The sequence below is a fragment of the Lysinibacillus sp. 1 U-2021 genome (assembly GCF_029916965.1).
GTDB classification, from domain to species: domain Bacteria; phylum Bacillota; class Bacilli; order Bacillales_A; family Planococcaceae; genus Lysinibacillus; species Lysinibacillus capsici.
Window position 1 is genome coordinate 3,987,260 of the sequence record NZ_CP123966.1, and the last position, 12,516, is coordinate 3,999,775.

Here is a 12,516-nt window from a genome sequence, read left to right on the forward strand (position 1 = left end):
TTTGCAAAGTGCTAAAAGAGTTATTCACGACAAAAAAGTCCCTCCACTCATGTGAAGGGACTAGCATTAAAATTTTCTTTGCATTAATTGTGGAGCGGCTGTGAATAAAAGAACACCAACGACCGCCGTTAAAATGGTTGCTGGTAGCATATATGTACCATTGTAGATGATGGAATAGATCCATGCATTTTGGTCACCAGCATATTCGGCAAAAAATACAGCACCAGCAATTGTATGTGCTGTGTATCGTAAGAGGCCTGCGAAAACGGTACCTATGATTATATAAAGTGCCATTTTTGTTTTGTTCATATGTTTAGCAGCGTCTAACACTGGTCCACGTACAACCGCCGCTAATCCTACAACTGTAAAAGCAACTCCATAATCCAGGAATCCTTGTAGCCAGTGCACAATCGTAGCACCAAACATGGTTTGCATTACACCTACGAGTAATCCAGTTGTTAGCCCAGCTATTAAGCCCCAGCGAAATGCTATTAACATAATTGGTACCATAACAAGACTAACTGAGCCGCCTTGTGCCCATACTTTAAAGGAAACCTGATCCAGTACGAGACCAATCGCTGCAAAAATCGCAATCTCCACTAGCATTAATAGTCTTTTTTTGTCCATACATATTCTCTCCTTTGTTCCGATGTAGGATACAAGAGCAGGAATAGAAAAGCGCTGATATGTCTCTTTCTGACACCTTTTTTCCTTTAAGGACGAAAAAACGATGTCAGGACAGAGCCTCACATCGTACAAGTGTCGGTTTCTATCCACATCCCTACGCAAGCGTTAACTTACAGGTTCGAAGAGTCAAGGCATTACGTGCCCAGTCTCAGCTGACATCATCAGCTCCCCTTGTGGTCGTTACATCTGAATTTATTTGAACACTCTCATTGTACGCAAAGGATTAAAGGATTACAACCTTCCATACATCATTTTTTTGAAACTTTGCTGTTTTTCATGCGTAAATATTTAAAAAGGAGGTACAACTATGGAGAATCAAAAAATTTTAGCTGCCTTTAGTTATCTTAGTATTTTCTTCGCCCCTTTTATCGTTCCATTAATTGTATATTTTGTAACAAAAGACAGTGATGTAAAAAGCCATTCGATTCGTGCACTTGTCTCTCATTTAATACCTTTTGTTTTTGGCATTCTATTCTTTATTGTCTTTGTTTTTTCTACATTTAGTTTAGATCCAACCTCCAATAACAAGACGGTGATGATTATTTGGTTTGCTTCATTCGCCATCTATGCTCTCGTCTCACTAGGTATTGTGATTTGGAATATAATTCAGGCTGTTCGTGTTATCCGTTAATGTTTTATTTTTAAGTGAAACAGGTAGTAGTAATTGTAAAAGGAGCTGTTTTGGGATGAAAGTATCAAACGTTGTAAAAACCGCCGTTAAGTTAGCACCTATTGTTATTCCTATCGTAAAAAAAGTAATGGCTGCAAAAAAGGGCACAACGCCTACAACCACCACTCGAAAAAAATAAAATGAAGGCGTATTCCTTTTAGAGGAAATACGCCTTCGTTTTATTTCACTTCAAAATGGGTTTGACTATGGCCATTCAATGTTTTTTCTACATGTAAAACTGCTGGCATTGCAGATTTCAATTCAGGTACATGCGAAATAACGCCAATCATACGACCCGAATCCTGCAAATCAATTAATGTATCGATTGCTTTATTTAGTGATTCCTCATCGAGCGAGCCAAAGCCCTCATCAATAAACATCGTTTCAATATGAATATTACCTTGGTAGCTTTGAATCACATCTGCCATCCCCAATGCAAGGCTCAACGAAGCATTAAATTTTTCGCCACCTGATAAAGTTTTGACATCTCGTAATTGATCTGTATAAGCATCATAAACATCAAGACCAAGGCCACTTTGCTTCGCATGCTTTTCTAATCTATCTGAACGTCTAAGCTCAAATTGACCGTTTGATAAATGATACAGACGTATATTGGCAGCTTCTGTAATTTGATCTAAGTAGTTAATTTGTATATAACGCTCAAAGGATAGCTTTTTCGAGTTTTGTCCATTTAATAATCCATAGAGCTCCTTTACTCGCCCTGCTTCTTGTTCAAGTAAATGAAGCTCTTTCGCTATTTCTTCCACCTTTTCACTAAAGCCTTGGCATGCTTGTATAAAGCCATTGATCTGTTGTAAACGTTTAAATGCTTCCTCATAGGAAACTCGATGCTGTTCTACTCTTGCTTCCATCGCCTCTAAATCTTGCTTCTCTTTTCCTTGAAGGTATGTAGCCCCTTCGGTAATCTGAATTTGCAACGTGTGTACTTGTAAAGCATAGTCGCTACATGCTTTTCGAAGTGCATCCAATTGTATGGCACTCCGTTTAGCAGTTGCATAAGCCTCATAGCTTTCGAAACCTATTTCTTGCATATCTGCTGAAAATTGCTGAAGCTTTTCATTCATTTTAAGCTGTAATTCCTCAAAGGACTGTTTGGCAATTTCTACTGTTAGTGTTGCATTGCTAGCTGCTTCCTTTGCTACATGCAAATTTTCTTGACTCACTTGCCAACTTTTTTGAAGCCCTTCTTTCTGTTTACTAACTTCATTAAGTTGTTGCTTTAATTGCTGTAAAGTTGGTAAATTAGGGGGCATCTGCTTAAGTTGTTCGTCTACAACCGCTTGTAATTTTGTCCATTCTTTTATCTGCTCTGCTAAATATTGCTCTAGCTTCATATGCTTATTTCGTAGCTGCTCTATTCGATCATGCTGATGCTTTATTTTTAATCGCACATCAGCTAATTGATGTTGAATAATTTTTAATGCTGCAATCTCTTGTTCCACTTCATGTAAAGTAGCGATGATCTGTGGTTGGTCTTCTTGTTTAATATGCTGCGCCTCAAGTTGTTGCCATGTATCTTGAAGAAGCTGCTGCACTGATGCTAAAAATGCCTCTTTCTCTAAATACTTACGCTCGTCTGATGATGCCTTCGCTCTCAATGCTTCCACTTGAGCAAGCTCAATAATTTCCAGTTGCTCATTGTGTGCTTTCTGATGTGTCATACTACCACAAACAGGACAGGGTTCTCCTTCCTTCAGCTGTTCTGCTAAAATACTAGCTTGACTCGTCAGCCATCGTTGCTGCAAAAGTTGAAGAGCCTCTTTACTTTCTTGATAGAGACTTTCTGAAGCAACTACATCCTGCTTAGCTAACTCTACGACATGTTTATATTTCTCTGCTTGCTTGATTAAAGCAACCTGTTCCCGTAGTTTCGGTAATTGTTCTAAATAGCTTTCATAGGGTTCAACCTGTTTTTCATAGCCTTCTACTGATTGAGAAAAATGCTGTAATTGCTTTTGTTCATTTTCCAAAAGTTTGATGTTATCATTTACTGCTCGTTTTGCATTTTCAGCATATTGCTCCGCTATTTGCAGCTGTTGTATATTGTTTTCATAGGCTTCAAATTTCGGTAAAAGCGCTAGCATCTGCATTTCCTGCTGTAAGATTTGCTGTCGTTCAGATTCTTTAGCCTGCTCTATCTCATATTTTTCTTGTGCTTCTTGCAACTTTTCTTGTGACTGCTGTTGCGTAACTTTTGCTTGTTGAAAAGCTAGTTCTTTTACATTCAGTTCAGCACGTAAATCCTTGCATTGTTGTTCGAGGAGCACAAGTCGCTCTGCTTGTTCTGCCAAAGCAATCTCCTTCTCCTTTGCTTGGTATACATCCTGCTGTTGTAAAAGCATTTGCAGCCGTTGCTGTCGATTAGCTTGTTCATCAAATTGCTCATTTAGCGTTTTTGCTAAGCGATAATATTCCTGCTCTTTTTGATGAAGGCTATACGCTTCTTCATAGTATGACTGTTCATCTTCTCCACATTTCTTATAGTAGCTAAGCTCCTCATCAAGTGCCTCTGTCAGTTGATGTAAATTTTCGGTATTATCCGCAATCAATGTGAATAAAGCGGAAGAACGTTGTGGTAAGGCGCCCACAATTTGACCAAGTAAATGTTCTTTTAATTGTTTGGCACGTTCAAGATCACTTTCTGCTTCTTTACGCTTGGCATCAAGCTTTTTTGCCATGACACCGAAACGATCAGTTTTAAAGATTTTCCGTAAAATTACTTCTTTATTTGTTGAATCAGAGGTTAATAGTTTTCTAAATTCACCTTGAGGTAGCATGACAATCTGGCTAAATTGATCTTTTGTGAGACCTATAATTTCCTGCAATTTCTTATCGACTTCAAGCGTTTGCTGTTTCTCTACAATGCTATAATCCAGCTTTCCCTCTTTTACTTCTGCTAGCTCTATTTTCTTTCCAGTAACCGTTTTATTTTTTTCTTTAATATGACCTGGCTGTCGTACTATTTGATAGACTTTTCCATGCATTTCAAAGACGAGTTCTACAGCTGTATAAACTTCATCATGTGCAAAGCCGCTTCTTAGTAAAGCTGTATCCTGCCGGTCCTCCCCACTACCTGATCCGTAAAGAGCATAGCAAATAGCATCGAAAATGGTTGTTTTACCAGCACCAGTTTTTCCAGAAATGGCAAACAATCGATGCTCCCCTAGCTCTTGAAAATCAATTACTTCCGTGTCTTTATAGGGACCAAACGCTGTAATTGTTAACTTTAAAGGCTTCATTTTACAGTCTCTCGCTCCTCATCTAATAACTCCTGTAACATCTCTGTGAATAGGCGTTCCGTATCTTCATCAGGCTGAATGCCAATAATATTGGTGAAGAATGAACGGAATAAATCAATATCTTCTAGTTTTTCAGCTTCTACTACTTGTAGTTCACGTGGCATATCTTGTCTTAGTACCTTCCGCTCCACATGCATAGCGTGCGGAAATACACTACGAATGCGTTCCATTGGTGAAGTCACAGATATTTTATCCGTCAATCTAACAAAGACATAATCCTCACTTGGTGTGAGGGTTAATAACTCCTCTAATTGACCTTCTATTACTCGTAGATCTCTTCTTGGCACAAGCTTTCTTTTACTTACTGTGGTGTTACCTTGCTCGTCTAATTCAATGATTAAAAAACCTTTCTCATGTAAATGCTCAGATAACGAGTATTTTAAGATAGAGCCTGCATAGCGTATGGTTTCGTTTAAAACAAAATGTGCCTTATGTAAGTGCCCAAGCGCCGTATAGTGAAAAGGTTTGAATAAAGCTGCATTCACACAATCTGAGCCTCCAATGGAAAGGGGTCGCTCGGAATCACTAGTATTTGCTTCCTCCTCACCATACTTCGTCACAAAGGCATGTCCAACAAAAACATGACGCTTACTTGTGTCCATGTCTTCTGTGATATGCTCAATAATTTTTCGCATGGCGTCTTGATGAGAACGGATTGACTCATCTTCAAAGATGTTGCGAATAGCTGCTGGCTCTGCATAGGGCACTAAATGAAAATGTACTTCTCCATGTTGATCATTCAAAACAATAGGTGCATGATTTTTTGTAAATTGGCCCTTAATATATAAACCACTATCACTCATTAAACGACTACCAAAATTTAAACGACCTGCACTATCATGATTTCCCGCCACTGCTAGAACAGGAATCTTCTTTTCTAATACTATTTTCGCTAATACATCATTTAGTAAATTAACTGCCTCAATAGGAGGCATCGAACGGTCATATAAATCACCTGCGATGATAATTACATCTGGTTTTTCCTCATCTATCGCTTGTATAAATTGTTGAAGAATATAATGTTGATCTTCTGTCATATAGACACCTTGAACAAGCTTTCCTAAATGCCAATCTGCTGTATGAAATATTTTCATTCTAGTACCTCCTAGTCTTCTCTATATTTTAGCATGACTATTCCCCATCTAGTGCACACTAAAGGTTTAGTAGTTCTAGCCAAAATTGGTTTTCATAGAAAAAAGCATCTTAATAGGTAAGATGCCTTAGATATCGATTATTTAGATGTATTTGATAAATGCCTTATATCCTGGGAATCCCTGAATTACGTAAGTCATACGAGGAGATTGATGTTGTGCCACATTTTGCTTCCGAGGCTTCGCTGATGATTGTTGCTTTAGGATTTCCTCAAATGATTTGGGATTTGGCTCTGGCAATTCTGCTGAAGAGATGTTTAAAGCATCACTCCCACTATAAATCTGTAAAAATGAGTTAGCCATTTGTCGATAGCCTTCAATATTTGGATGAACATCGGCACTATTTGGTAAGTAGTTGGTTGCATTCAAACCAAAGGCATCATAGACATTTATATAAGCTGCGCCAGCTTGCTCTGCTTGTTGTTGTAAAATTGCATTTAATCTAACTAGCTGGGCGTTTGTTCCTTCTTTTTGCGTCGGATGAACTGTTGGATAAGCAAAATAATACCCTATGACATAGATTTTTGCTTTAGGCGCACGTTCTTCTAATTCATCCAAAATCGATAGCATATTTTTTCTAGCCAAATTTAAAGCGTAATCTGTCTGAAGCTGTGAAAAAGCTAAGGTCCCTGCATTTGGGTTTACCTGGACAAGACGTAATAAATCATTAGCCCCTGCCGAAATTGTAATAAGTGTCGCATTTGCTAATAAATTTTGCGCTTCCTCAGATCGTATTCGTTCTAATACATCTGCCGTAGTAAAGCCAGGAAAAGCAAGTTCTTTTGTATAAAATGATAATTGACCAATCGAACTTAATTTCATGGCAATCAAATCACTATACCCTACATCAATTTCTTTGTAGGGTGTTTGACCCGCTGCTAAGGAATCGCCAATAGCCACATAGGTTTCTGTTTGAGCGAAAGCAGATGAAACCCAAATTGTCATGAATAATATTGTCATACCTAGCAAGCTACATAACCGTTTCATCTGCTTCCCTCTTTTCTTGACTAAAATTAAAAAGCCCAGCTACCCTTGCGGAAAATTGGCTCAACCGTACCGTCTGGTAAAATACCATCAATGTCCATTTCACCACTGCCAATCATGAAGTCTTCGTGTGTCACAGAAATATTCGCACCCAATGCTTCAAGTTGACCATTTTCTAGGTCTCTACCGCCCTCTAAGCAAGTCGGATATGCCTCACCAATAGCTAAATGGTTTGAAGCATTTTCATCAAACAGCGTATTGAAATATAAAATCTCCGACGCTGAAATGGGTGATTCGTGAGGGACAAGTGCTACTTCACCTAAATAGCTTGAGCCTTCATCTACTTGAATAAGCTCTTGTAATAAATCATGTCCTACTTCGGCCTCTGCCTTAATAATTTTGCCCTCTTCAAATGTTAATTTAAAGCCATCGATGATATTGCCCTGATAGACTAATGGCTTCGTATTACGAACATAACCGTTTACACCTTGTTTCAATGGAAGTGTATAAACTTCTTCTGTTGGCATATTGGCCACAAAGACATTATCTTCTGGTGTTTTACTACCACCAGTTAGCCATTTATGTTGTGGTGCTAAAGCGATTGTTAAATCTGTACCAGGAGCTGTATAGTGAAGCTTTGCATACTTTTTATTATTTAAAAGCTGTGCACGAGATTCTAAATTAGCTACATGCTGACGCCAATTATCAACTGCATTGCCTTCTCCAATATGAACCGTTTTAAAGATTGCTTCCCATAATGCAGGTACTTGTTGCTCCTCTGTTAATCGTGGGAAAACCTTTGCTGCCCATTTAGCTGAAGGAACAGCTACGATGGACCAAGCAATTAAATCCTTCATGACTGCATTGCGATAGTTTTTTAATGCTGCCCCTGATACTTTTTGATGTGTTGCTAGTCTGTCCGCAGGAATTCCTGTTAGCTTATCAGGATCTGCTGCATCAATCCATAATAGAGCTCCTTTACGTTCAATCAGTTCATCACGCATTTTCACAACCCATTCAGGGAAGCGATTAAATTCCTCATCGGAAGCATGCTCAAAATAAGCACGATCCAATTCATCATCGGAAAAGTTTACATGAACACGACCTGCCCCAGCCTTATAAGCCTCTTTTACAACTAAACGGGCAAAATCTAAAGCATCCACAGATGTATTGACTAATAAGTACTGACCTGGTTGGATGTTCACACCCACTTTTACTGCAAGCTCTGCATATGCCTGTAATTTCTCTTCAAATGTCATACTATTTCCCTCGCTTCTGTCCAATTGTTTTAGAATTACCTTCAATCAGCTCGCCATCATGCCATATTTTTTGCACAGGCTTGCCTGGAATTTCCCTTGTCCATTTTTTATAGGTTTTTTCATCACGATAAGATAATAAGGTTAATACTTCCCCATCTGCTCCAGCACGCCCAGTACGACCAGAACGATGCAAATACTGTTCAATTGTTCGTGGGACATCAACATGAATAACATGTGTTAAACCAGCAATATCTAAACCACGAGCTGCAATATCTGTTGCAATTAAAATACGTGCATCTCCTTTACGGAATGCATCTAACGCTTTTTTACGTTCTTCTTTCTTCATATCAGAATGGAGCGTGACAATCGGTGCTGAACGGTATTGTAGTTTTGTTTCCTTCATTAATAATTGATCGATATTATTAACAAAAGCCAACGCTCTTAAACCCTCTGTATGCGAAAGTCGGCGCAGGAAATCCGTTTTATCACGTTCTTCTACCTTCACAAAAGAATGGACAACTTTACCAACCTTTAACATGTCCTCAGGCTTAATTTTAAAACGCAGTGGCTCAAACATCATACGACTTGCCACTAATTCAATTTCCTCTGTAATCGTAGCCGATACAACAACAACTTGTCGGCCATAGGCAGAACCTTCGATAAAGGATTTGATAACAACACGGTATTCCCGACTTAGTAATTGATCACATTCATCTAAAATAACTGTTTCGACTTCTTTAAGTTTTAATTTTCCTGCTCGTGCTAATTCGTTTAAACGACCAGGTGTGCCAACAACAATCGTTGGCTTTTTCTTCAACTTTTCAATTTGACGAGCAGAATTGGCACCACCAATCAGCTGTTGAACAGTAATGTCTGTTCCAGCTGTCCACTCACGAATTACTTCTACGATTTGCATAGCGAGCTCTTGCGAGGGAGCGACGATCAGTCCTTGTGTTTGCTTTTTTGCCCCATTCACTTTATTTAATAATGGTAAGACATATGCCAACGTTTTACCTGATCCTGTTGGTGATTCCGCTACAATATCTTTGCCTTCAAGCATAGCTGGTATCATTTCATCTTGAATTTTCATGGGTGTTTCAAAGTTCCATTTTGCTTGTAGTTCTTCTTTTAATAAATTAATGACTGACATGTTATTTCCCACCTTCTATCTACTTGACACTAGTTTAACACACTCCGTAGGTTCCTACTTTATATGTACGAAGCAATTATTTAATCGTTTCAATAAAACATTGCTTCCTTTCATAAAAAATCTGCTTCACTCAACACGGAAAAGTAAGCCTGTCCACAACTCTTTCAAGAATTGTAGCTTACCCGTGAAAAGCAAGCAGATTCTTTTCAATTAATCCACTAATTCATAACCACATGCTAAAATGGCACATTCAGCTAAAACGATTAATGAATCAATATAAATGTCACTTAGCTTCAAATCTCTGTTTACAACTGAAAGCTCAGTACAACCTAATACAATTCGATCACAATTTAATGCTAGCATCGCCTCTTCTATCGGTTGCCAATCTTCTAGCGTAACATCCTTCCCAGCCTTGACGTAATCATAAATAATCGACATCACATAGGATCTCATTTCATTATCTGGAACAACTGGTGTAATACCAAACTCCTCAAGTGCCTCCTGATACATCTGTGATGTTAACGTGCCTGTTGTTGCTAAAATACCTACTCGCTTTGCTCCTAAATCAGCAGCACGCTTCGCTGTTTCACGAATCATATGCAAGACAGGTATAGGAGAACCATCTTCAATTTCTTGATAAAAAGTGTGTGCCGTATTACATGGGATAGCTATTACGTCTGCTCCTACCGAAGCTAGTTTTTTTGCATCCTCAATAATGACTGGAACTGGATTCTCCTTTGAATTATCTAAAATAAAAGCCGTACGGTCAGGAATATTTGTATCATTATCAATAATGGTATGTAAATGATCCTGATCTTTTTGTGCCTTCGTACGTCTTACAATCATTTCTCCTATAAACATTGTTGCGAGTGGACCAACGCCACCAATAATACCTAAAGTGTGTTTTTTCATGTGTTAGACAGACCCTTGTTATTAAAATATTTCTTATAGCTACGATAAAAGCTTAAATTATCAAGCGTAACATTCAACCAACGTTTTGCATTCATATCCTTATAATTAAAAATAGAATCTGTAGCCATACCTTGACGAATTAAACTTTTCGCTTCCATTACTAGTTGTTCATTTTGAACATATTTGAACAATACACCATTCGGTACGATTGTCCAAAGATGCTTGTTCTTCACATATGTTAGTTGTTGTTTACTTCCTCGAACATAATCGTTCGCTACATACTGCATTAAATTAAAGCCACTGGCCGTCACATAATAATTGGAAAGTTCATTATGTAATTCAATACTCAACAATTTATATTGACCATCACGATCATCATATTTCATATCAAATGTGGCAAAGCCTTGGAATTGTATCGCTTCAAGGAATAGCTTAACATTATCCATTAATTCCTGATGATAGGTTGTCATAATCGCTACATAACGTCCTATCCCTTCTGGAGAATGCTCTTCTAAAATAGGGTTTCCTACGGCAAGAAGTTTTGCCTTCCCATCTTGTCCTATATATGCATTAACAACACGCATGTTAGCGTCTTCACCTGGTATATATTGTTGAATCATCAGATCATCACGATAAGCTGATTCTTTATAGATAGCACGTAGTATACTGTCCTTTTCGTCCTTATCATATGCAATATATACTTTTTTCTTACCAGGAAAAATACAAGTAGCATATTTTGTCATATTCATGGGCTTAATGACAACTGGATAATCAAAAGGCATGTTGTAGTCTTCATAATCATTCACCGTGCATACATGTGTAGCAGGGTATTGAAAACCAAATTGTGCACATAGCTCATACATGCTTTCACGAGTTAAAAGTTGATGCGCAAGTGTGGCGTCTACATAAGGAACTAGAAAATCCTCTGCTAACTCCTCTTTGTGTTCTACGATTCTTTTGACATAAAATTCATCACAGGCTAATAGCAGTAATTTTTTGTCTTGGAACTCCTCCGCAATGGCTTTTAGGGCGGTCACAAACCTTTCTTCGATATGAAGTCGCGGTATCTCACGAAAAGTCCATAAATCACTTTGTTGAATTTTTTCCATGTTCGTATGGTTTAGTGCCAGTGGCTTCACACCATAGGCTTCATAAAATGCTCTAGCCATGCCATAAGCATTCATTTCATCTCCAAGTAAAACAGGTAAAAAAACGTGCTCAATGGCCATTCTACTCAACTCACTTTTACTTTTTTATTAGTGTAACATACTAATGATTTATAGCTTATTTATGAACAGCTACAGCTTGTTTGCCTAATTCCTGATAACTTTTGAAAAATTGATCGACATTGTAAGTAACATACCCTTTTAAAGGATCCATTACGACTACCTTATCACCTAAATGTCCAGTTAAGACGACTGCATGTAAGTTCATAAAAGCATCATGCGGAGTCGTTTCCCCTGTATAAATCCAGCCTCTTTCTGCTTTTCGTTTAGGCTTTGATAAATCTAGCGTTACCCATGTCACAACAGGAATACCTTCACGCACAAGCTGTAAAATATCATCCTGCGAGGCGTTACTCATATTTTTGACATGTAGGTTAGCTTGTTTATCGGTAATAACTGCCTCAGCCGCTTTGACAATTGGAGCAGCAAAAACATACATGCCACGAGCTTTATCACGAGGATTACCTGCAAAAGCTTCATTGGGATTTGGTCCAAAACGTTGATTGCCTACTGTTCGTATTTCTTGCTTTGGTAAGTATTTGTCAGTCATTTCGAGTTTTGACACATTCATCCCAAAATAATTTAATACGGCTGTAAGTGAAGTAATTTCACAGCCATGTGGCAGCTCAGGGTTTTGCATGACAACAGGGACATCTAACTCCTGATCGTCTCTTAAAAAGTGTGTTTGTAATCGATAATAGGGCTTTGTTGTATCGTAAGTGAAATTCTCGATTGTTGTATACCCATTATTTGTCGTACTATTTTCAAGTGTTGTTGCCGCAATTGCATATTCTCTCCCTGCCTTTAGCTTCGAAAATATAGCCTCTCCCTCTTCTGAACCAATCGCTTCTTCCACTACATCACCTGTTTGTACATCTGTAACCGTAAGGAAGAGATTTGGAATAGGTGCCCCGCTATTAAATTCTACTGTTAAAACCGTTAATTGATTTTTTTGTTCAGCATCTTGCTGAGAAAATGGCTGACAGCCTGAAAGTAACATAATAATCAAAATGCCAATAAGTAAAAGGCGTTTATACCCCGTCCACAAGACAAATTCCGCTCCTATTCTAAGGCGAAGAGCAGCCCCTTCGCCATTCTGTTATTCAATTTGTCGTAGACTCTATTATACGATACTTTCATAGCCGTTCCTATTTTAT

Annotated in this window: 11 protein-coding genes and 1 riboswitch; of the genes, 2 read left to right on the plus strand and 9 right to left on the minus strand. The window is 38.3% G+C overall.

Annotation, left to right across the window (positions count from 1 at the left end; translation table 11 throughout):
• Positions 1-66 precede the first annotated feature (66 nt).
• The gene (gene thiT, locus QH639_RS21160; RefSeq protein ID WP_237898729.1) at positions 67-627 is read right to left on the minus strand and encodes an energy-coupled thiamine transporter ThiT; all 561 of its coding nucleotides are present in this window, start codon (positions 625-627) and stop codon (positions 67-69) included.
• Between the two features lie 134 nt (positions 628-761).
• A riboswitch (TPP riboswitch) is annotated at positions 762-869 on the minus strand.
• 125 nt (positions 870-994) lie between these two features.
• Between thiT and QH639_RS21165 the strand changes: the two genes are divergently transcribed.
• Positions 995-1,318, plus strand: coding sequence for a magnetosome magnetite crystal formation protein family (locus tag QH639_RS21165; protein WP_009371560.1), 324 nt, complete (start codon positions 995-997; stop codon positions 1,316-1,318).
• A 55-nt stretch (positions 1,319-1,373) separates the two neighbouring features.
• On the plus strand, positions 1,374-1,496 hold the full coding sequence (locus tag QH639_RS21170) for a hypothetical protein (RefSeq protein ID WP_004225603.1): 123 nt from the start codon (positions 1,374-1,376) through the stop codon (positions 1,494-1,496).
• A gap of 40 nt (positions 1,497-1,536) precedes the next feature.
• On the opposite strand, the gene QH639_RS21175 is transcribed toward QH639_RS21170, so the two are convergent.
• The 8 genes from QH639_RS21175 to QH639_RS21210 all read right to left on the minus strand — a co-directional run bounded on the left by QH639_RS21175 (position 1,537) and on the right by QH639_RS21210 (position 12,407).
• Positions 1,537-4,617, minus strand: a complete 3,081-nt coding sequence (locus tag QH639_RS21175) for an AAA family ATPase (protein WP_237898731.1) — start codon at positions 4,615-4,617, stop codon at positions 1,537-1,539.
• Positions 4,614-5,771 (minus strand): exonuclease SbcCD subunit D, encoded by a 1,158-nt coding sequence (locus QH639_RS21180; protein ID WP_259420322.1) that lies wholly within the window; start codon positions 5,769-5,771, stop codon positions 4,614-4,616. Before QH639_RS21180 ends, QH639_RS21175 begins: the two co-directional genes overlap by 4 nt.
• A gap of 141 nt (positions 5,772-5,912) precedes the next feature.
• On the minus strand, positions 5,913-6,815 hold the full coding sequence (locus tag QH639_RS21185) for an SGNH/GDSL hydrolase family protein (protein WP_281115228.1): 903 nt from the start codon (positions 6,813-6,815) through the stop codon (positions 5,913-5,915).
• A gap of 26 nt (positions 6,816-6,841) precedes the next feature.
• Positions 6,842-8,071: an aminopeptidase gene (locus QH639_RS21190; RefSeq protein WP_131521954.1), complete on the minus strand. Its 1,230-nt coding sequence runs from the start codon at positions 8,069-8,071 to the stop codon at positions 6,842-6,844.
• 1 nt (position 8,072) lies between these two features.
• On the minus strand, positions 8,073-9,221 hold the full coding sequence (locus QH639_RS21195) for a DEAD/DEAH box helicase (protein WP_004225614.1): 1,149 nt from the start codon (positions 9,219-9,221) through the stop codon (positions 8,073-8,075).
• A 210-nt stretch (positions 9,222-9,431) separates the two neighbouring features.
• Positions 9,432-10,133 carry a cysteate racemase gene (gene cuyB / locus QH639_RS21200; RefSeq protein ID WP_131521955.1) on the minus strand — a complete coding sequence of 234 codons (702 nt, stop codon included), beginning with the start codon at positions 10,131-10,133 and terminating at the stop codon, positions 9,432-9,434.
• Positions 10,130-11,362 (minus strand): carboxylate--amine ligase, encoded by a 1,233-nt coding sequence (locus tag QH639_RS21205; RefSeq protein ID WP_131521956.1) that lies wholly within the window; start codon positions 11,360-11,362, stop codon positions 10,130-10,132. The genes cuyB and QH639_RS21205 overlap by 4 nt, the downstream gene beginning before the upstream one ends.
• A gap of 55 nt (positions 11,363-11,417) precedes the next feature.
• Entirely contained in the window at positions 11,418-12,407 is a 990-nt protein-coding gene (locus tag QH639_RS21210; RefSeq protein WP_131521957.1) for a C39 family peptidase, read from the minus strand.
• Between the last annotated feature and the right edge of the window lie 109 nt (positions 12,408-12,516).